Origin of the sequence: Pseudoalteromonas sp. NSLLW24 (genome assembly GCF_015864725.1) — a bacterium.
GTDB lineage: Bacteria > Pseudomonadota > Gammaproteobacteria > Enterobacterales > Alteromonadaceae > Pseudoalteromonas > Pseudoalteromonas arctica.
The window spans coordinates 98,503-120,554 of record NZ_JADYWQ010000001.1 but is presented as its reverse complement, the minus strand read 5'-3'; the positions used below and the strand labels follow the sequence as shown (position 1 = coordinate 120,554).

At 38.9% G+C, this 22,052-nt stretch carries 19 protein-coding genes; 14 read left to right on the top strand and 5 right to left on the bottom strand.

The genetic code is table 11. The annotated features are described in order from the left end of the window. Positions 1-173: 173 nt before the first annotated feature. The gene (gene rne / locus I6E72_RS00490) at positions 174-3,422 is read left to right on the top strand and encodes a ribonuclease E (protein WP_197110763.1); all 3,249 of its coding nucleotides are present in this window, start codon (positions 174-176) and stop codon (positions 3,420-3,422) included. A gap of 481 nt (positions 3,423-3,903) precedes the next feature. On the opposite strand, the gene yejK is transcribed toward rne, so the two are convergent. Then, on the bottom strand, positions 3,904-4,920 hold the full coding sequence (gene yejK / locus I6E72_RS00485; RefSeq protein ID WP_197110762.1) for a nucleoid-associated protein YejK: 1,017 nt from the start codon (positions 4,918-4,920) through the stop codon (positions 3,904-3,906). Between the two features lie 62 nt (positions 4,921-4,982). Here yejK and I6E72_RS00480 point away from each other — a divergent pair, with 62 nt between their 5' ends. From I6E72_RS00480 to I6E72_RS00450, 7 genes are all read left to right on the top strand, one after another. Next, positions 4,983-5,195, top strand: coding sequence for a DUF1414 domain-containing protein (locus I6E72_RS00480; protein WP_007375276.1), 213 nt, complete (start codon positions 4,983-4,985; stop codon positions 5,193-5,195). Between the two features lie 5 nt (positions 5,196-5,200). Further along, positions 5,201-6,697 (top strand): DUF3413 domain-containing protein, encoded by a 1,497-nt coding sequence (locus I6E72_RS00475; protein WP_007585701.1) that lies wholly within the window; start codon positions 5,201-5,203, stop codon positions 6,695-6,697. A gap of 91 nt (positions 6,698-6,788) precedes the next feature. Further along, complete coding sequence (locus tag I6E72_RS00470; protein ID WP_197101829.1) at positions 6,789-7,268, top strand: DUF4124 domain-containing protein; 480 nt, start codon at positions 6,789-6,791, stop codon at positions 7,266-7,268. Between the two features lie 103 nt (positions 7,269-7,371). After that, positions 7,372-9,090, top strand: coding sequence for a bifunctional isocitrate dehydrogenase kinase/phosphatase (gene aceK / locus I6E72_RS00465; RefSeq protein WP_007585698.1), 1,719 nt, complete (start codon positions 7,372-7,374; stop codon positions 9,088-9,090). A gap of 16 nt (positions 9,091-9,106) precedes the next feature. After that, on the top strand, positions 9,107-10,045 hold the full coding sequence (locus tag I6E72_RS00460) for a LysR family transcriptional regulator (RefSeq protein ID WP_002961484.1): 939 nt from the start codon (positions 9,107-9,109) through the stop codon (positions 10,043-10,045). A gap of 177 nt (positions 10,046-10,222) precedes the next feature. Continuing rightward, a complete protein-coding gene (locus I6E72_RS00455) occupies positions 10,223-10,666 on the top strand; it encodes a ferritin-like domain-containing protein (protein ID WP_007585695.1) in 444 nt (147 codons plus the stop codon). A 314-nt stretch (positions 10,667-10,980) separates the two neighbouring features. Next, complete coding sequence (locus I6E72_RS00450; protein WP_165735391.1) at positions 10,981-11,376, top strand: ExbD/TolR family protein; 396 nt, start codon at positions 10,981-10,983, stop codon at positions 11,374-11,376. Between the two features lie 72 nt (positions 11,377-11,448). Here I6E72_RS00450 and I6E72_RS00445 read toward each other — a convergent pair whose 3' ends face one another. Genes I6E72_RS00445 through I6E72_RS00435 form a run of 3 tightly spaced genes read right to left on the bottom strand, consistent with a single transcriptional unit; the run spans position 11,449 to position 16,136 of the window. Then, on the bottom strand, positions 11,449-14,484 hold the full coding sequence (locus I6E72_RS00445) for a TonB-dependent receptor plug domain-containing protein (RefSeq protein WP_197110761.1): 3,036 nt from the start codon (positions 14,482-14,484) through the stop codon (positions 11,449-11,451). A gap of 9 nt (positions 14,485-14,493) precedes the next feature. Beyond that, positions 14,494-15,573, bottom strand: a complete 1,080-nt coding sequence (locus I6E72_RS00440; protein ID WP_197110760.1) for a FecR family protein — start codon at positions 15,571-15,573, stop codon at positions 14,494-14,496. Beyond that, the gene (locus I6E72_RS00435; RefSeq protein ID WP_002961494.1) at positions 15,570-16,136 is read right to left on the bottom strand and encodes an RNA polymerase sigma factor; all 567 of its coding nucleotides are present in this window, start codon (positions 16,134-16,136) and stop codon (positions 15,570-15,572) included. Before I6E72_RS00435 ends, I6E72_RS00440 begins: the two co-directional genes overlap by 4 nt. Before the next feature lie 108 nt (positions 16,137-16,244). Between I6E72_RS00435 and I6E72_RS00430 the strand changes: the two genes are divergently transcribed. Beyond that, positions 16,245-16,760 (top strand): DUF2937 family protein, encoded by a 516-nt coding sequence (locus tag I6E72_RS00430; protein WP_024590457.1) that lies wholly within the window; start codon positions 16,245-16,247, stop codon positions 16,758-16,760. On the opposite strand, the gene I6E72_RS00425 is transcribed toward I6E72_RS00430, so the two are convergent. Further along, the gene (locus I6E72_RS00425; RefSeq protein ID WP_197110759.1) at positions 16,740-17,627 is read right to left on the bottom strand and encodes a LysR family transcriptional regulator; all 888 of its coding nucleotides are present in this window, start codon (positions 17,625-17,627) and stop codon (positions 16,740-16,742) included. The genes I6E72_RS00430 and I6E72_RS00425 overlap by 21 nt on opposite strands. Before the next feature lie 122 nt (positions 17,628-17,749). Between I6E72_RS00425 and I6E72_RS00420 the strand changes: the two genes are divergently transcribed. From I6E72_RS00420 to I6E72_RS00400, 5 genes are all read left to right on the top strand, one after another. Continuing rightward, positions 17,750-18,400, top strand: a complete 651-nt coding sequence (locus tag I6E72_RS00420) for a peroxiredoxin-like family protein (protein ID WP_197110758.1) — start codon at positions 17,750-17,752, stop codon at positions 18,398-18,400. Then, positions 18,400-19,167, top strand: a complete 768-nt coding sequence (locus I6E72_RS00415; RefSeq protein WP_024599132.1) for a haloacid dehalogenase type II — start codon at positions 18,400-18,402, stop codon at positions 19,165-19,167. The genes I6E72_RS00420 and I6E72_RS00415 overlap by 1 nt, the downstream gene beginning before the upstream one ends. A 220-nt stretch (positions 19,168-19,387) precedes the next feature. Then, positions 19,388-19,996 (top strand): PilZ domain-containing protein, encoded by a 609-nt coding sequence (locus I6E72_RS00410; protein WP_197110757.1) that lies wholly within the window; start codon positions 19,388-19,390, stop codon positions 19,994-19,996. 57 nt (positions 19,997-20,053) lie between these two features. Beyond that, positions 20,054-21,109: an agmatine deiminase family protein gene (locus tag I6E72_RS00405; RefSeq protein ID WP_101216178.1), complete on the top strand. Its 1,056-nt coding sequence runs from the start codon at positions 20,054-20,056 to the stop codon at positions 21,107-21,109. After that, the gene (locus I6E72_RS00400) at positions 21,106-21,999 is read left to right on the top strand and encodes a carbon-nitrogen hydrolase (protein ID WP_024608294.1); all 894 of its coding nucleotides are present in this window, start codon (positions 21,106-21,108) and stop codon (positions 21,997-21,999) included. Before I6E72_RS00405 ends, I6E72_RS00400 begins: the two co-directional genes overlap by 4 nt. Positions 22,000-22,052: the final 53 nt, after the last annotated feature.

Genomic DNA, 22,052 nt, shown 5'->3' with positions numbered 1-22,052 from the left:
TTAATAGCGATGATAATTGCTATTGTTTGCCAGCATTTAAAATACTGCATACGAGAAACAGAGCCGTTCCGTTAAAGACCCAGTCGTGAGGCTGCACATTCTAAAAATAGGGACAACTGAACAGGCGAGAAAAACATCGTCATGTCAGCGACATAAATAAGTAGAGTAACAATATGAAACGTATGCTAATCAATGCAACGCAGCAAGAAGAAATGCGCGTAGCACTGGTTGATGGCCAGCGCCTATATGATTTAGATATCGAAAGCCCAGGTCACGAACAGAAAAAAGCCAATATTTATAAAGGCAAAATCACTCGCATTGAACCATCTCTTGAAGCAGCATTTGTTGATTACGGTGCTGACCGCCATGGTTTCCTTCCTTTAAAAGAAATTGCCCGTACTTACTTCCCTGCAGGTTACACTTTTCATGGTCGCCCTAACATTCGGGACGTGATCAAAGAAGGTCAAGAAGTTATAGTACAAGTTGATAAAGAAGAGCGTGGCCAAAAAGGCGCTGCGTTAACTACTTTTATCAGTGTTGCTGGTAGCTACTTAGTACTTATGCCTAACAACCCACGTGCTGGCGGTATTTCTCGTCGCATTGAAGGTGATGAACGTACTGAACTTAAAGAAGCATTGGGTCGTTTAGAACTTCCTAAAGGTATGGGCTTAATTGTTCGTACAGCGGGTGTTGGTAAATCGTTTGAAGAATTAAACTACGATTTAAAAGCATTATTAGTACATTGGGAAGCAATTAGACAAGCAGCCGATAGTGCTAAAGCGCCATTTTTAATACACCAAGAAAGCAATGTAATATTCCGTGCGATACGCGATTATTTACGTCGTGATATTGGCGAAATTTTAATTGATAAACCACGCGTTTTTGAAGAAGCTAAAGCGCACATTGAGCGTTTTCGTCCTGACTTTATGAGCCGTGTTAAGCTTTATCAAGGCGACACTCCTTTATTTACGCATTACCAAATTGAAAGCCAAATTGAGTCTGCGTTCCAGCGTGAAGTACGCTTGCCTTCTGGTGGTTCAATTGTAATTGACCCAACTGAAGCACTAACGTCTATCGATATCAACTCGTCTAAAGCAACTAAAGGCGGCGATATTGAAGAAACAGCACTTAATACTAACTTAGAAGCAGCCGATGAGATTGCACGTCAATTACGTCTTCGTGACTTAGGTGGTTTAATTGTTATCGACTTTATCGATATGACGCCTCCACGTCATCAACGTGAAGTAGAAAATCGTTTAAAAGATGCTGCTCGTCCAGATCGTGCTCGTGTTCAAATTGGTAAAATTTCACGCTTTGGTTTACTTGAAATGTCGCGTCAGCGTTTGCGTCCTTCATTAGGTGAAGCAAGCCAAGGCCCATGCCCACGTTGTAGTGGACAAGGTACTATTCGTTCAAACGAATCAATTGCACTTTCTATTCTTCGTTTAATTGAAGAAGAAGCAATTAAAGACAACACAGCACAAGTAAATGCACAAGTGCCTGTTGCCGTTGCCGCTTATTTATTAAATGAGCAACGTCGTAGTGTTCATCGCATTGAAAAACATCATAAATGTGACGTAGTGATTATTCCTAATCAACATATGGAAACACCACATTACGAAGTTATGCGTTTACGTAAAGACGAAACACTTGAAACGGTAAGTTACGGACAAGTTGTTGCGCCAGAACCTGAAGCATTTGAGATGTCAAAATCACCAAGTGCACCAGTACGTGAAGAGCCAATGCTAAAAGGTGTTGTAATGCCTTCTACACCGGCTCCACAAGCAGCGCCTACACCAGTAGCTCAGCCAGTAGTAACAGAGACTAAAACTGAAGGTGGCTTGTTTGAAGCAATCACTAAATGGTTTAAATCGTTATTTGCAAGCGAAACAGTAGAAGAGAAAAAAGAAGCTGTAGAAAAAGAGCAGCAAGAAGCGCGTAATAACGCTCGCCGTGGTAACGATAATCGTCGTCGTAATAACAACCAACGTCGTCGTAATAATAACCCGCGCACTAATAAACCACGCAATGAGCGCCCTGCAGCTGAAGAGGAAGTTAAAACAGACTCACCAGCAGCAACAAGCACCGAGACGCAAGAGAGAAACGAGAACCGCAATAAGCGTCGTCGTAACCCTAACTCTCGTAAGCGCCCAGAGCATAAAAGCGAAGAAAAAGATCAAGTTAAAACTGAAGCCCCTGTAAAAGCAGAAGTAGAAGTAGAAACTGATTCTAAGCCAGCTCAAGCTGTAGAGCCTAAAGAGCAAAAGCCTAAGGTTCGCCGTCAACGTCGTAACATACGTAAAAAAGTACGTCTGCAAGATGAAAACGCTGAGCAAGCAAACTCAACAGAGCAAACACCTGAACAAGCGGTAGTTACTGACACTCCACAAGTTCAAGAGCAAGCACCTGTTGTAGAAAAGCAAACACAAGCTCCGGCAGAAAAAACAGCTCACATTAAAGAAGAGAAAGTTGACGTTGTTGATTCTAACGATGAAGCAGCAACTACTGAAGACGAGCAAGAGCAAACACGTACGCGTTCACGCCGTTCTCCTCGTCATCTTCGTGCATCAGGTCAACGTCGTCGACGTCCTGAAGGTGAAGCAGAAGTTAAATCTGACGAAGCCCCTGCATTTGTTCCAGTTGCTGATCAAGCTGCTGCAGAATATGAAGCAGAACTTAAAGCTAAATCTGAAGAAACACCTGTAGATGCAGCGCAGCAAATTGAACAAGCCGTTGCAGTTGAAGACTTAGCAAAAGTTGAAGCTGTAGAAGAGCCAGCTAAAGTTGAAACTCCAGTAGCAACTGAAGAGCCAGCTAAAGTTGAAACTCCTGTAGTAACTGAAGAGCCAGCTAAAGTTGAAGCTCCAGTAGCAACTGAAGAGCCAGCTAAAGTTGAAACGCCAGTAGTAACTGAAGAGCCAGCTAAAGTTGAAACGCCAGTAGTGACTGAAGAGCCAGCTAAAGTTGAAGCGCCAGTAGTAACTGAAGAACCAGCTAAAGTTGAAACGCCAGTAGTAACTGAAGAGCCAGCTAAAGTTGAAACGCCAGTAGTAACTGAAGAACCAGCTAAAGTTGAAACGCCAGTAGTAACTGAAGAGCCAGCTAAAGTTGAAACGCCAGTAGTAACTGAAGAGCCAGCTAAAGTTGAAACGCCAGTAGTAACTGAAGAGCCAGCTAAAGTTGAAGCAAAAGTGAAAACTGAAAAATCAGCACCGCATGTTAAAACAGCGGTTACTCAAGGGTCTGCAAGTGCGCCAATGGCACAGCCTACTCCTGTAGCTGATAGCGAAGTAAAACACACATCTGTAGCAATGGCTCACGATAAACGTGACCTAGTACCAGACAGTGGTTTACGTGCGGGTTCTATCAAACCTGCTGGTCGTGCAAGTTCTGCAATGACTAAAACATTGAGTGTTGATTAATAACTAACACTTATTTAAAAGCCCCGCTATTTAATAAATAGCGGGGCTTTTTTGTTTACATACTTTGAATAATTATTAAAGTTTCTTCACGCCCATAATAAGCGATTTGTTCACAAAGAGGTTACAAGACGCTGCGCTTTTAGAGTTAACAATAAAGCTAAATTGAAAAAGCTCCGCTAATAAACCATCGCTTGTGTTTTCTCATTTACTCCTCTTTCACTTCTCTTTGTGAAATAGATCTTTAAGTGGTTTTGTTAGCAAAGAAATTAAATAAACAGAAGCGGTGCTTCACGCCTACAGCCGAAATTCAACACCGTGGATAAGATTAGCTTGTGTTTCTCACTTACTCTTCTTTCACTTCTCTTTGTTCAATAGATATTTTAGTGGCTCTGTTCCGATTCAATGAATTTAGATACCGGTATAAAAAAGCGCGATATAAATATCGCGCTCTTAAATCAACTTTCAACTCGCTCAAATGGGTTTACTCTTTTTCACTTTCCATAAAACGTTGTAACTGATCTTTTAAGTTTGGCGGAATGCCTTTAATCACTAGTGTATCGGTTGCTTCGTTGTACGTTACGCGCTCACCTAAGTGTTTACGTTCAAAACTGACACTTACACCCCCACCAAGGCCTGAAAACTTAACCATACTGGTTACGGTTTTTTTATCAACGGGGAAAGTTTCTTCCAAGTCATAGCTTTGCTCTTTGCAAAAACTATCAAACGGGCTGTCATTGCCTTTTGTAAGCGTTGCAGATAGATCGCTCACACTTGCATCTTCGCCTGTGGTTACGCAATCATTACAGTAATCAAATACTTGTTTACGTAAATCGTCTTTTTCTGATTTATCAAACTGTTGCTCTGATAAATAATCCTCTACTGCGCTAAGCATTACTTGGCTTTGCTGTTTTGAATCAATTCCCTCTTCACAGCCTAAAAAGTCTAAGAAAAAGTCAGCAACTTTACGACCCGCACGTCCTTTGATAAACGAAATATAACGATTATCTTCTGCTTGCGTATCCCATGCTGTTAAATCGATACGAGCAGCGAGTTGCATGCGAGATATGTCTAAATGGCGAGAAGCCGCTAAATCAAGCTCAGACGTCATAGAATAATGCTCTTTAATGTTAATCATCGCAATTAACATGTAATCGGTAGCAACATACTGATAATGACAAAATACTAAATAGCCTGTTTCACTAAATGCATACTTATCAAGCTCTTCTTTTAAAACCGTTGAGGCTTGCTCGGTCATATGCCAAAAGCCTAGCTCATCGTTACGGTAGCTTTGCATTGCAGATGCTACAATGCTATTTTTATCACCACTGAAAGCACAGTAACCTTTACCTGGCTTACCATTGTATGCATGATGTAATTGTTCGATAAAAACGGCTACTTTATCGTTAATTACCATCTCATCATTTCGAAGGTGAATTTGCGTATCGTCGTCTTTTTTGTCTACATAATGAACGACTAATTTTTTAACGTCTGTTGTCATCTTTGTTTTTCACGCCTCTAGTGTTAAAATACGAGAATATAACTATTTTATTGAACCAACTGATGCCAATCTTATCAAAATACTCTAATGAAGAAGTAGAACAAATCGTCGATCAGCTTATTGATGTGCTAACTAAACACAATGCGCCGGTAGATTTAAGCCTTATGTGTTTAGGAAATTCTATCACGCATATCTTAAAAGAGCATGTACCAACAGGGAAAAGACAAGCCGTAACTGAGAACTTTGCAAAAGCTCTATCACAGTCGGTTAAATAAACTCTATGAATTTATCGCAGCACAATCAGTTTTCATCAAAAGCGAGTCAGCTATTAAGCTGGGGCCATTGGTTTACTTTTGCCAATATTGGCTTGGCGCTATTTATTAGCTTAAGCTACTTATTTGCCGACTCGCCACCAACAAGCTTTATGGGCATTACTTATATGCTAGTAACGTGGTTAAGCCACACTAGTTTTATCGCCTTTTTAGCGTTTGTGCTGACGGTATTTCCGCTTAGTTTAATATTCCCCTACCCACGACATATACGAGGCATGGCGGCTGTTATAGCCACACTAGGCGCTTCACTGCTTACCCTTGATGCTTATGTTTACGTTAATTTGGGTTATCATCTAAGTATATCTGCCTTACCTGAGATTATTTCTCTACTGTGGCATCGCTTAACCAGTTCACCTGCTTTAACAACCATTTTAGCCAGTGGGATTGTATTACTTATTTTAGGCTTTCAGCTACTTGTGAGTAATTACACATGGCAACACCTTGAGCGCTTAAAACAATATAAATTTGCACGTTACGCAATTTCATTTTTAATAGTGTGTTTTTCACTTAGTCATAGTATTCATATTTGGGCTGACGCAAATTTAAACTTTGACGTAACGAAGCAAGACAATGTACTACCACTGTCATACCCTACTACCGCTAAAAGTTTATTGGCTAAAAATGACCTGCTTGATATAGAAAGCTATAAGCAAGCACATAACGTAAAAATTAATAACCAAAACATTAGTTATCAAATGCCAAGCCCGCTTGATAAGTGTGAAGACTACACACAAGCCAATGTAGATATTTTTGTATTTGAAACCCAGCAACAACTCGCTAAATTTGTTGCCGATAATAAAAACTTACACAAAACAGAGCAGTTTTTACAGCCAACTAATCACGACGATATGCTATTTAGCTTAGTGTATGGTTTGCCAGCTTTTTATAAAGCAGCAATTTTAAGAGATCAAACTCTTCCCGCATGGCAAAGTCAGCGCCGCAGCATTGAAGTAACCGGCGTGGAAGAACTTAGTTTTATAAATGATCAAGCACATAGTTCTAGCGCAATTAGAGTTATTAAAAGTAGCGATAACGCCGTTGTACGAGATGATAAAACACAGGTTTTTGCTTTTAGTCTTGCCAATAACAAGCAAGAAGTAGTAACAACATCAACTTTATATAGCTCCGACAAACGTATTTCTAAAGTAGATGGACTTATTCAACCTAGCGATTTAATTGCAACAAGTGTTGGCCAATATTTAAATTGTAAAGCCATTGCTAAGCAAACAATGCTGGGCGTTAATTTATACAAGAAAAAAGATGATATGGGCGTTAACTACTCTCAGGGTGTCGTTATAGCCTATAAAAAAGATAGGATTACCTTAATAGATTCAGATGGTAACTTTAAAAACATTTCCGCCGCTGAAGGTTTTTCTATTGAACAAGGTTTAGATATACCATTTTTAGTACAGAGTATTAAAAAGCTCAAAACCTTTACCCAATAGCCGTTATCCTAACCTAGCTTGCTATACCACCAAGCTAGGTTATAGTTTTATATTATTTTACTAAAAAATATAAAAATCAAGGACGGCATACATGTTTAAAACTTCTCGTTATATTCTCCATTCTAGCTTTTTACTTATCAGTTTTTTTAGCTTTAGCGATACCACTTACTACAAATGTGTAACAGAAAAAGGCACTGTCTTTTCTCAACTTCCCTGTGACGACGAAGCAACGACTTATAAAGTTAACACGACGGGTAATCAGTATTCTGGTCCTAAGGTTGACTACACTAAACAACTAAACGAACTTGAGCGTGAAAGGCTTCTATCTGGCTTACAGGCAGAGCTTCGCAGTAATAACCATAAACTAACAATACTTGATCGTAATAAGCAGCGTGCTGAATACAAACAACAAGAACGATTAAATCATATTCTAGCCGTTGAAGATAAAAAGCGTATTACCAAAGACATTACTAAAAAATTAAAAATAATTAATAAAGAGTACAAAAAAGATGTATTGGTTATTACTAAACAAATTAAAACTCTCGAAAAAAAGATAGCTCAATACCAATAAATCACTGTTAATTAGCAAGTAATATTTATCTTGGTTTTAAACTTAAAATAACATACCCTTAACACAATAGAGTATAAGCTCTAGGGACTATTAAGGAGTGCAAATGCAGCCTCGCCATATTGCTGAATTAATTTTAACGGGTTTTAAAAGGCACTATCAGCTATTTCAAAAAACAACGGCCAAAGCCCCTCTCGCCTTTGCAAAAAAAGATTGGCAAGCAATTAATGATATCAGCCGTTTGCGTATCAGCTATTATGATGATCGTGTTAACGAAACCACACAAGCGCTAAAAAAAGAAACCCCAACAGAGCAATTAGATGAAAGCCTATGGCTCGAAGTTAAAAAGATATATCAGCATTTTTTATGTTTCCACCCTCAAGCAGAACTCGCCGAAACCTTTTATAACTCTGTATTTTGCCGGCTGTACCATAGGCGCTATTTTCATAATGACTTTATATTTGTAGAAGCAACTTTGAAAGATGCTCCTTCAGTACCTGTTGAGGCCGAATATAGGACATACTTTCCAGTAGTTGATGGCCTAAAGCCAACAATAAAGCGCATTATTAATCATTTTGATTTTAAAGCCCCATTTGTAAATTTAGAGCGTGATATTCGCCTTCTTGTTAAAGCATTTTATAAACAAGCCCCCGATACACATCATCAACCTTGGCAAATGCGCTTTGATATTTTACACACACCTTTTTATCGTAATAAAGCAGCTTATATTGTTGGTCGTGTTGTTTCAAAAAGTGGGGTTCAGCCTTTTATAATCGCCGTGTTACACGATGAAGATAACGGATTATATTTAGATGCACTTTTAACTAAATCATCTCAAATGCGTGTCATTTTTGGCTTTGCCCGTGCCTACTTTATGGTAGAGACTCATGCACCTTCAGCACTTGTCCGGTTTTTGAATCAGCTTATGCCAAACAAAACACTTGCTGAGCTCTATAACGCAGTGGGTTTTCATAAGCAGGGTAAAACTGAGTTTTATCGAGAGTTTTTAAATCACTTATCTCACTCTAGTGATGAGTTTACAATTGCACCGGGTACTCCCGGTATGGTGATGATGGTATTTACCCTTCCCTCATTTGGTTATGTTTTTAAAGTAATAAAAGACAAATTTGGTGAAAGTAAGCCCTTCGGCCGTGATACCGTATTAAAGCGTTATCAACTAGTAAAAAACCATGATCGCGTTGGCAGAATGGCCGATACCATAGAGTATTCTAACGTCGTATTTCCTTTGGCGCGTTTTGATAGTAATTTACTTGCGCAATTACATAAAACAATTGGCTCATCAATGGTAATTGAAGGCGAATGGTTGATCATCAAGCATTTATATATTGAACGGCGCATGACACCACTCAATTTATTTTTAGAAAATGCTGATGAAGAAAGTGCCGCAGACGCGATTGAAGAATACGGGCAAGCTCTAAAAGAAATGATTGCCGTTAATATATTTCCTGGCGATATGCTCTTAAAAAACTTTGGTGTAAGTAAGCACAAACGTATTATTTTTTACGATTACGATGAAGTTCAATACCTAACAGATATGAACTTTAGAGCATTACCAAAAGCAAAGAGCTACGACGATTATTTAATGGATGAACAAAGTTACTCTGTTGCACCACAAGATGTATTCCCAGAGCAGTTATGTACATTTGTAATGCCTAATCCTATGTATAAAAAGTTTTTTCTCAGCACTCATCCAGAGCTTATAGATGTTAGCTTTTGGAAGCAGGCGCAACAAAATATAAAAAATGGGCAGGTAAGTCATATTTACCCTTACCCGACAGCACAGCGATTTATCCATCACTGGTAGACGCAAAGGACACACAATGAATATAAGTAAAATAGATTTAAATTTACTCGTTTATCTCGATACATTGCTTCGAGAATGCAACGTAACACGCGCTGCTAATCAATTGAGTATTACGCAGCCCGCAATGAGTAATGGCCTTAAACGTCTTCGTAACTTATTTAACGACCCTATTTTAGTTCGTACCAGCGATGGTATGGTCCCGACAGAGCGCGCTTTAGAGTTACAACCCGTTATTCGCGGCATATTAATGACGCTTGAAGAAACCCTAGCACCTAATCGAGAATTTGAGGCAAGCCAGAGTAAACGTGTATTTAGAATAATGGCCAGTGATTACGCTGCAAGTACGTTAGCGCCAAAGCTCTTAAGTAAACTACACGAAGAAGCCCCCGATACTACTTTAGATATACTCACACCAAGTGATGTAACCTTTCATGATGTAGAAAACGGTAAAGTAGATATGGCAATCAACCGTTTTGAAAACTTACCTCAGTCTTTTCATCATAAACGTATTTGGAAAGACAGTTTTTGCTGCTTAGTTAAGGCCGACAACCCTATTATTGAAAACTTTAGCCTCGACAGCTACTTAAAAGCACGCCATATATGGGTGAGTAAAACAGGTTTTGGTGTAGGCGTGGGCATGGACCCTAAAGATGTGCAAAAACTTGGTTGGGTTGACGAAGCACTTGCCCACTTTGGTAAACATCGTAATATTGCCACTTTTACGCGTAACTACCATGTAGCGATTCATTTAGCTAAAGAGAAAAATTTGATTGCGACCCTTCCTTCAAAAGCCGCAAATATATACTTAGATGATCCGGGGCTTAAAATTTTAGAGCCACCGTTTCCAATTCCTCCTTTTGAGCTTGATATGATTTGGAGCCCACTGTTACATCGCGATGCGAGCCATATCTGGTTACGCCAAAAAGTAGCTGAAGTAGCTGAAGAGCTAAAATAACTTTATTACACAATATAATGTAAAAATTGCTAGGTTAATACTTTCCTCATTAACTTAGCCCCTTTCTGAAATGAAATTAAACCAATAAAATCAAATGACTACATGAAAATAAAAACATGGAACATACATTGCTTTTATTAAATTGAACTATACATTCATTTAATAAAAGAGGTCATTATGAACACCCATCAAGGATCAGAAGTAAATCATATTACTGACATCATTCAAGTTATGAACAGCGGCATCGACTTTTATCAAAAAGCACAGGAAAAAGTTGAAGACCCTGCTATTGGCGCACTTTTTCAGCGTATGATAGATGCCCGAAAAGTGAGTGTTGAGCGCTTGCAGCCATATGCAATTAATGAAAAAGGCGAACGCGAAGATGGTTCATCTTTCGCAGTTGAAGCACGACGTGCATACACAGCCTTACTTACTACATTCACCTCACATAACGACAGCACGTATGTAAAAGAGCTTGAAGAAGTAGAAGATAAAACGCTTGTAGAAATTAAAGCCGCTATGGATAAACCACAACCGGCTGATTGCGAAGCTGCACTGGCTAAAACATTATTAACAATGCAAAGCTGCCATGCAGAAATGAGCCGTATGCAAAAGCAGTAAGCTTACATAACGCATAAATACAACCCAGCCTAGCGCTGGGTTTTTTATTGCCTCTAATACCAATCTGTATAAATCCTTAAGCAATTTAACGAATTAAATTACTCTATAACGATGCTAAATAGACCCCATATATAAGCAGATTGCTATAAACACCACCTTATTTCGCCACATTTTAAATACATAATAAATACAAAAATTTAATGTTATTAGAATGTTTATTTAACCACGCTTTATTTTTGCTGTGCTAATTTTGTTATTAGGTACCTAAAACCTTGCTGTGGCGCCGCAGCATTTAATTAAAAATAAGGTCCAATATGAAAAGTAAACTAAGTAAACTGCAAAATAATGCTGATGTAGATATGACCCCGATGTTAGACATAGTGTTCATATTACTAATTTTCTTTATTGTAACTACATCTTTTGTAAAACCTGTGGCTATTGAATTAAACCGACCACTCGACAGCCCTCAAATAGGTAAGCCTGTTAAAAATGCTTTATTTAGAATTGATGAAAGTAACGGAGTATATTTTTCAGGGAGGTTAATTGATTTAGAGCAAGTTACGTCTAATTTAGCGATGTTCGCGGCTAAATATGAAATAAGTTCGGTACTTATAACCGCAGACGAAAACAGTACACATAATACTTTAATGAGTGTAATGAATAATATTAAGCAATACGATGATTATTCAATAAGTTTGATTTCTAAATAAAACAGCCCAATATAAAACCAAAAAAAGGGCCTTACGGCCCTTTGAGTTAAATAACGAAAGGGAGGTTATTAATTAAAAACGGTATTCTGCGCCTATGTAGTAGTAAGCACCGTTAAATCCAAATGGAGCAGAACGACGTGAGTAGTCAAACACACCTGAGCTACTTATTACTGTGTTGCCACTAGCATCCACAATAGTACCTGAGCGAGAGTTACCTATTTCATTTTTATCTGGGTAAACATCAAACAAGTTATTTGCACCAATGTTTACCGACAAATCTTCAGTAACGAAGTAGTTAACTTTAACGTCAGTTAAAATTTCTGCGCCATACGTTTGACGTCCGCCATCTTCTACTGTGTACTCACCAAAGCGATTAAGTGACAGGTTAACTGTCCAATCATCACGTTGATAAAGTGCACTTAAGTTAATACGATCCTCTGGTTGCCACTCTTCTATAATAGAGATATCTTCCGCTGAAAATATATCGTCTACACTTACTGTCTCAAGGCTTGAGCCAGCAGGAGAAAATAACGATACAACATCTGTTTTAGTGAAGTTAGCTGCAAGTGTAAAATCAAGCGTACCGCCTAAACCTTCAGTGTTCCACGTTGCTACAAAATCAACACCACGAGTTTCAGTATCAGCACCATTTAAGAAAAACTGCCCTACGCCAGCCCCCGCACTATTTAATGCAGCATCAAGGCTTGTAGATAAACCTTTACCTAAGCGGTCACTAATTACAATACGGTCGTCAATATCAATTGAATAGTAATCAACGGTTACATTAATATTATCTGTAACGTTATACACAATACCTAAACTACGGTTTTGTGATTTTTCTTCTTTAAGCTTTGGAATACCTAAGCTTTGCGCAAGTGTTGAATCATTTCTAAATGTACCAACCTCTTCTGCAACTAAGTTACCATTAGTATCAACAACAAATTGCGTACTTACATTATTAAAGTAAAGCTGTTGCATTGAAGGTGCTCTAAAACCTGAGCTTAATGCACCACGTAGTGAAATATCGTCGGTTACAGACCAGTTACCAGCAAGCTTAAAGTTTACTGTATCACCAAAGCCTTTGTAGTTATCGTAGCGAAGTGCACCCGATAAAATTACATCTTCAATCACATAAGCTTCTGCATCTACATAAAATGAGATTACATCACGCGACTCATCAACTGATGACGCAGGAGACGAACCACCAAAACCTTGTGAACCACCTGATGCATCTTCAGAGCCAACACCACCACTTAAGCCGTTATAAATACTTACACCGTTGGTCGTATCGTAATCGCGGTATGCATATTCACTACCTTCTAAGATACGGTATTCGTCAGTACGAATTTCAGCACCCATCGCTAACGAATAATCATCAAAGTTTTGCGTAAAATCAATGTTGATTGTTTGCAGTGATAATTCCATGCCGTAAGCGTACGCTTCACGTGGGATAGTTGTACGAATATCAGCTGCACTTAAACCTTGGTCATAACGTAAAAAGTTAGCGTATGAGGCATTGATAGTGTCACTTGTCGTGTAATCAATGCTGTTTTCACCATAGGTGTATGATAAATCAAGGCTTGCATCGTTATCAAACTCAGTTTTATAACCAAAGTTGTACGAGATATCGTCGATAGTTGTATTAATTTTTGGTAAGAAACCTAGCGGAATCGTCGCATCATTATCTTGTAGTACTGGGTTACCACCTGCATTTGCATTATGACGGAAAAATGCAGCCGACTCATTTTCACGTGTTGAGTAAGTAATAAAGCCGTAAAGCTCGCCATCACCTAACTCGTAACCGGTATTAATTGTTAAACCAAACTGCTGAGAATCAGCATCACCAATTCTGAATGTATCACGATCGGCTGTCAGCTCACGCGGATCGCCAGCAAGTAAAGTGCCGTCACTTAGTTCTGTACAACCATAAAACTGACAAGAGCCATGTAAACCTGCACGGTTAGTCGGTGCACGGTCACGGTAATTGATAGTTGTATTTAAATAACCGTCATCACCTAGCGCAAAGCCTTTATTAAAATCAAGGTTAATGGTTTCGCCATCGCCTTCAGAATATTGACCGTAGTTAATAGCCGCTTTGCCACCTTCGCTACCATCCTTAAGCACAATATTAATAACACCTGCAATTGCATCAGAACCATACTGAGCAGCAGCGCCATCACGTAATACTTCAATGCGTTTAATTGCAGAGGCTGGAATTGCATTCATATCAGTACCTGCAGTACCACGCCCAACAGAGCCATTAATATGAATAATACTTGCTTGGTGACGACGTTTGCCGTTAATTAAAACCAATGTTTGATCGGGGCCTAAACCGCGAAGTGTCGCAGGTCTTAAAGCATCAGTACCGTCACTAATTGCAGAGCTTGAAAAGTTAAATGAAGGAGCGATAGACTGTAGCATACGACCAACTTCTGTTTGGCCTGTATTTTCAAGCGCTTCTGCACTTAAGATATCTACTGGAACGGGTAAATCTTCAACTGAACGTCCTGCTACACGGCTACCGACAATAGCAATTTTTTCAATTTTTTCTTGAGCGACTTCTTCTGCTGCGTTTACACCTTGCGAATTTACTGCAAGTAAAGCTGGTAATACTGCTGCACTGACCGCTGAAAGCTTCATCATGTTGTTATCATTCCTGTTGATTTGTTTGAGTTTTATACTCAGTAAACCATTTTGATCAACAACCGCATCGAGTTCAGTCCCACCTAATAATGCCTCTAGAGCATCTAGCTGAGTGTAAAATCCATAAACTGAATTTGCGTCATACTGCTTTGCCAACTCATAAGAAAACACCACGGTTTGCTCTGTTTGTTTAGCATATTCAATTAAGGCTTTGTCTGCTCGCTGCGCTTTTATATCAAATTGCACCATTTGCCCAGTGGTTTGAGTTGCTGCTTGTACACTCAAGCTAAAAATAGCCGGTACAAGCACACTAAATCCACTCAATAAATGCGTTTGGTTACTGCGCAACTTATATAAACAGCTGACAAACAAAAATCCTCTATGGTTTTGTTTCTTTTTTTTAATGTTTTTTTTACGTTCAATCTTTATTGATGCAACTTTATCTAACATTAGTTTGATTTGCATAACGTCTACTTATGATTCTGTATGGTGTTTTAGCGTTACTACATGCTCACCTAAACGCTCATGATCAATCGAAAAATTAGTTTGTAAACTTTCTAGTAAACCTTCAACGTCACCCGCTTTAAATACCCCAGCTACTTTAATGCTGGCAAGCTCGGCTGATGAAAGCTCAAAACGTGTTGCGGTATAGCGACTTACTTCATTTAAAGCATCGCTTAGCTCTTCTCCATTAAAAATAAGCATGCCATTTTGCCATGCCAAATCGCGTTGTACGTCGTTCATTGAAAGCTGGGTAATTGGCTTTGTAACACTCTGCTCTATAATTACTTTTTCGCCTGAGGTAACAATATTGGCATTAATTTGACGAATTTTTTGCGTGCTGTTATCTGCAAGCTGATAATCTTTAAAGTCATTTGCGTCAACCGCTACACTAGGGTCGGTGATCATCACTTTGCCTTCGGTAACAACAAGCTCTAAATCTGATGAGGTATTACGCTGTACATTAAACACGGTACCGAGTGCAGTAAAGCTTTTGTCGCCGGCCATAACACTAAACGGACGCGTGGCATCTTTTGCTACATTAAAACGCCCTTCTCCACGACTAAGTAATAACTGCCTGCGGCCCTTGCTATAAGCAACTTCTAGCAAGCTATTAGTATTAAGCTGCACTATGGTGCCATCTGGCAACACATACGTTGCTTGCTCGCCTACTTTTGTTTTGTAAATTTTAGTGTAATTAACTTTTGCAAGCTCTTGGTTATAGCCATTTTCTAAATTAATTAATAAGTAGCTGCATACCATTAACGCCGCAAATAAGCTCGCTGCAATTGAGTAAGAAAACATCCACTTATTTTTTGATGCTTTAGTATTGTTACGCTGAGGAAATAAATGACTTAATTCATTTAACACCGAAAGCTCATCCCAAAGCTGAGCAAGCTCGTATATAGAGTCTTGATGGGCGGTGCTTTGCATCATCCATAATTTAAATTGCTCTTTTTCATCATCAGTTAAACCACGATCAATTGCGCTTATCCAATCACATGACTTTTCTAAAATTAAATCTTTTGAATTAAATTGATGAACATTACTCATTCTGCGACCCTCTTAACTGATATAGGGTGTGCTTGAGCTTTAGGGTTTGTTTGAGGGCTTTGCTCATGTTCACGCATGTACAACATGGTTTGTAACAATCCTTTGGCAATGTGTTTTTCAACAGTGCTTTGGCTTAACTGCATTTGGTCTGCGATCTCTTTTTGGCTCATGCCGTAAACTTTTTTTAATATAAAGCATTTACGAATCGATGAGCTTAGTTGCTCAGTAGCTCTACAAAAAAGTAAAAAGCGCTCTTTAGATGTATATTCATCTTCAAGCTTCATTGATTTGAGTAATACGGGTAATTCGTTATCATTTTCTAACGAATCATTAAATTTGTTGTCCCACTTAGCTATATGGTTAAGTGCTAGGTGTTTTGCTGTTTTAAGCATGTAACTGCGGGTAAACTGTATATCTTGCTTTAAATCAGCTTCGTAGCTTTTTACAAAGGTTTCTTGCACAATATCTTCTACATCGTCGGGTTGAACAATGCGCGATACAAAACGTTTGAGCTGTTTAGATATATCAACAAATGTTGACGTGAATTTTACTTTTTTCGTCATCCTTAACATCCACCTGTTGTTATTTTTATTACCGACAGGTTACGAGTTTTTGATATAAAAACAAGCTCAAATGTTAATTCTGGGTTATTTAAATGGATAGGAAGATAAATGAGTAAATTTTTAGATTACATCAGGCTTAGTTTCTTTGCATTCGGTTTACTACTTGGAGTGCAAATTCCTGCATTTGTAAGCGATTTTGGCCAAGCATTATCAGCCCAATTAATTGAAGCTAATAATGCTATTGCGCCTTTTAAAAGCGATGCAGCTAAGTATTTTAATAATGATTTAAATAAGCTAATTAAACACTATAAAAATATTGATGATGGGATTGTGAATAAAGGTGCAAGTAATATCAGTACACTTTACACACGACAACAAGACTTACAAATCGCTGTAAATAGGTTTGCGCAATCTCCATATATTTTTACTATGATCAGTGGCATGAGCGATGTAAAGCAACAAGTGTGGCAACGCTTTGAAGGTCAAATCATTTTAAAAAAAGACTCTATTATAGCCGCCATTGTTGCAGCTATTATAGTTGCTTTACTTGCCGAACTTACTGGTTATTTGTTTTTAACTGGAGTAAAACGCTCATTTAAACGCTTATTCGCAGCTCAAAAATAGTGATTTCATAAAGTCATAAAATACGTCGGTTTTGCGGGTAGTTAAGCTATTTTGCGGACGCAAAAACCAAACTGGTGCATCATCTTGTGCCATGACACCGGGCATAACTTCAACTAAAATGCCATTTTTAATATCTTCATGAATAGCTATCATTGATTTAATTGCAATGCCATGACCTGCAATGGCTGCTTGAGTCATATTGTCGGAATTAGAAATAGTAAAGCGTGTTCTTGCATTAAAAGTATGTATTTTACCCTGCTCATCAAAAAGCTTTAATTGGCGCTGCCACGGCAGGCAAACCCAATAGTGTTCGCTTAATTGAGCTAAGCTTTTAGGCATACCATATTTTTTTATGTAGCTAGGAGCTGCGCAAAGTATACGTTTGTTGTTTACTATTTTTCGCGACAGTAAACCGGAATCATTTAATTGCCCTACACGAATTGCCACATCTTGTGCGTCATCAACCACATTTACAAAATGATCCGTAATTAAAAAATCAAGTTTTAGTTCAGGATAGGTCTGCTCTAACTCGTTAAGCCTTGGCATTACGTATTTCGAAAAAATCCAAGGGGGCATAGTCACGCGTAATAAACCACTTACCGATGAGCTACGTGCACCAATACTATGCTCAGCGTCGTGCAATGCCTCCATTATAGCGCCAACTCGCGTATAAAATATTTCACCTGCGGGAGATAACCGTACTCGTCGGCTATCCCTAAAAACAAGTACTGTTGCAAGCTCACGCTCTAATTTACTTAAGCGATGGCTTACCGTTGCAGGCGATAAACGCTGCTCGCGAGCAGCAGCAAGCACTCCTTTATTTTCAACTACTGCTATAAATGTTTCTAGGTCGCTTAAATTATACATAAAGATGCCATTGTGCACTTTTCAATGTTTAACATTTTCGAATGAAGCTTTCAGTTTTGCAATGTTTATTTAAATATGTAAAACACTATAATTGCAAATAGTCTAATTATTGAGGTTCAATCATGAGTTTAAAAGCGCAAATAGATGCCTATAACGTACAAAAAGATGCCAAGTTACCGGCTGACGTTTTAGCATTAATGAACACTACAAACGAAGAACTTATTGCACAGCATATAAAAGACAATGCGTTGCAAATTGGTCAAAAGGTAGAAAACTTCAGCCTAGCCAACCATAACGGCGAAAACATTGAGCTTGCAGATTTATTAAAAAAAGGCCCGGTAATTATTAGCTTTTATCGTGGTGGCTGGTGTCCATATTGTAATTTAGAGCTAAAAGCACTTAATGACTACTTACCGCACTTTAAAACTCAAAGTGCTCAGTTAGTGGCAATATCACCACAACTGCCTGATGAAACTCTCTCAACTGCACAAAAAAACGACCTTGAATTTGATGTGCTGTCAGATGTTAGTAATAAAGTAGCTGATCAATTTGGTCTATTGTTTACACTTGATGAACGTATTCAAGCGTTATACACACAATTTGGTATTGATTTTGAACACTACTACGGCGATAAAAGCTTTAAATTGCCGCTACCGGCTACCTATGTGATAAACCAAGAAGGTGTTATTACATATGCATTTTTAAACGAAGACTACACCCTACGCGCAGAACCTACTGATATTATGGCAGCACTTGAATCGGAGAATAACTAATGTCTATTTTAAAATCGTTAAAAACACTGACTCTTTCACTACTTGTAGGCACAAGCCTTGTATCTGGTTATGCAGTCGCTGATGAACCAAAAGAACAAGCAAAGCCCAAAGTGCTTATTTTTGATGTAAACGAAACCCTACTTGATTTAACGTCAATGCGTACCTCTATTGGTAAAGCACTAGGCGGACGTGAAGATTTATTACCACTTTGGTTTTCGACTATGCTGCACCATTCATTAGTAGATACAGTAAGCGGTAGCTATCACGACTTTGGGCAAATTGGGGTGGCGTCACTTCTTATGGTTGCTCAAAATAACAATATTGATATTACTAGTGAACAAGCTAAAACAGCTATTGTTACGCCTCTTTTAACGCTTCCTCCACACAGCGATGTTAAAGAAGGACTGGCAAAACTTAGAGCTCAGGGCTATAAATTAGTAAGCCTTACAAATTCTTCAAACAAAGGTGTAAAGGCACAGTTTGAAAGCGCTGGTTTAATGTCTTACTTTGATGCGCGTTACAGCATTGAAGATATTAAAATTTACAAACCAGACTTACGTGCTTATGAATGGGTACTTAAAAAGCTAAACGTAGCACCAAATGAAGCAATGATGGTTGCAGCCCATGGTTGGGATGTTGCTGGCGCAAAAGAAGCAGGCCTACAAACCACTTTCATTGCACGCCCAGGTAAAGCACTTTACCCATTAGCTAAAAAACCAGATCACGTTGTGAAAGATTTACATGAATTAGCCGCTCTACTTAAATAAGTACGCGCTGATGAATCAATACCCAAGCGGCCAATGTTAGGATGACATTGGCCGCTTTTTTATAACTACCCCTAAATATGTCTTAGTGTAATTATTTTCATAATCAGTATGTTAAAAATTGAATGTAAACAAAGCATTTAGCCCAGTATGAGTTATTTTATCTGCTAGCAATTTAGTACTCACAACGCTACTATTAAATAAATACGTGGTGGAGAACATAATGAATAGTGAAAGATTAGGTGAGTTTGAGCAGTACTTTCAAATTAATGAAAGTATAAGAGTGAATTTATTCGCTGTATCGAACGAACAAGTTCCTAAATCGCAGCTTGAGCTAGAAGACGACATTCCCCCACTATTTAGATTAGCAAATGAAGTAAGTGAACTTGAGCAAAGCTCGTTACGCCCACTGCGTAACTTGGGCGATATAGCACAAGAGCTTGCTACATTTTTACAAGCCCAGTCACGTAAAATAGATTTAATAATGAGCCATATTTTGGCCTCAGAACAAGCGCAAGATAATGCAATTCAATGTGATAGCTACGGCGGTGGCGGTATTCGCTTTACATCACCCGAAGTACACTCAATTGGCCAAGCGTTTAGAACAAAACTATTTTTGCACCACGAAGCCTCTGCGGTTTATTGTTACACCGAAGTTGTGGCAGTAGAAAAACAAGATAGCGAACATTATCAATACACCATGCTCTTTACCGCAATTAGAACCACTGACCAAGAACTTATTGTTAGAGCAAGTTTACATGCTCAAACCCGCCAACTTAAAAAACGTCAAGAACTTGATCAAAACCAAGCCGATCTAAACAGTGATAATTAGCTGACATCTTTATGTAAAATGCTAAACTAGCGTCATCTTAATTAGTATATAAAATTCATGAACTTTAGACTTTTACCAGAATGGGCCGAGCAAGACGCTGTTATGCTTACATGGCCTCATAAAGACACAGATTGGGCTGATAATTTAGCACGTGTAGAACCTGTATATATTGAGCTTGCTAAGCATATAACAACGCAGCAACAGCTTGTTATTGTGGCGCATAACAGTGCCTTAAAAATGCATATTACAGCATTGCTAAATAGCGCTAACATCTCTCTTAATCGTGTTCATTTTGTAGTAACGCCTACCAACGATACCTGGGCGCGCGATCATGGTCCGCTTACTTGCGCCGCTATTGATTCACCAGAGCAGTTAAAAGTATACGATTTTACTTTCAATGGTTGGGGCAATAAATTTGAAAGCGCATTAGACAATCAAATTAATCGTACTTTGGTAAAAGAGCTAAGTAGCACAAACAACCAATATCAAGCGCTCGATATGGTACTTGAAGGTGGCGGTATTGAAATAAACGAGCATGGTGTGTTGCTAACAACCAGCGAATGTTTGCTTAACAAAAACCGTAACCCAGATTTAAACCCTGCTGACATAGAAATACTTTTAAAAGAGCACTTGGGAGCAACACGTTTTTTATGGGTTGATCATGGCTATTTAGCGGGTGATGACACCGACAGCCACATTGATACCTTAGTGCGCTTTGCTCCAAATAATACCCTTGTATATGTGCAGTGTGACGATAAAACTGATGAGCACTTTAGCGCACTTGATGCAATGGAAAAACAACTAAAAGCCTTTAAAACTGCCGATAACACCCCATATAACTTAATTGAGTTACCGTGGCCAAAAGCCGCGTATGACGATGAGCAAACACGCTTACCGGCTACCTACGCTAACTACTTAATTATTAATAATGCTGTGCTTGTGCCAACGTATAATGATGCCAATGATGAACGTGCTCTAGCACAAGTTCAAAAAGCATACCCACAACACACTATTATTGGCGTTAATTGCCAACCAATTATTGAACAATTTGGCAGCCTGCACTGTATTACAATGCAATTACCTCGTGGATTTTTAGCTGGAGCAGCACAATGACAAGCCCTGCAAAATTAACCGTTGCGTTAGTGCAACAAAGCAATACCGATAACGCTCAGCACAATATGGCAAAATCAATGAGTGCCATTCGTGAAGCCGCTCAAAAAGGTGCAAAACTGGTTGTACTTCAAGAGCTACACCGAAGCCTCTATTTTTGCCAAACCGAAAATGTTGACGTATTTGATTTAGCCGAAACCATTCCAGGCCCTAGCAGTAACGCCTTAGGTGAGCTTGCTAAAGAGCTAAGCATTGTTATTGTGGCCTCTTTATTTGAAAAACGCGCTACGGGCCTTTATCACAACACCGCGGTTGTATTAGAACAAGATGGCAGTATTGCGGGTAAATACCGCAAAATGCATATTCCTGATGATCCAGGTTTTTACGAAAAATTCTACTTTACCCCTGGTGATATCGGTTTTGAGCCTATTCAAACCTCGGTGGGTAAATTAGGCGTGCTAGTATGTTGGGATCAATGGTTTCCTGAAGCTGCCCGCTTAATGGCAATGGCAGGCGCTGAAGTGTTAATTTACCCAACCGCTATTGGTTGGGATCCTAACGACGACATTGCTGAGCAAACTCGTCAAAAAGATGCGTGGGTTATTAGTCAGCGTGCCCATGCTGTTGCCAATGGTGTACCGGTAATTAGCTGTAACCGCGTAGGTCATGAAAGTGACCCAAGTGCGCAAAGCGATGGTATTGCGTTTTGGGGGAATTCGTTCATTGCAGGCCCACAAGGTGAATTATTAGCTGAGGCTAATAATACTGATGAGCAAATTTTAGTGGTTGAAATTGATCAAAAACGCTCAGAAAACGTAAGACGTATCTGGCCGTTCTTGCGTGACCGACGAATTGATCACTATAAAGACCTAACAAAAATATACCGAGACTAAGTAAACTTAACTCAAGATGGCTCTTACTTGCTAAGAGCCAACTATAAATGGAG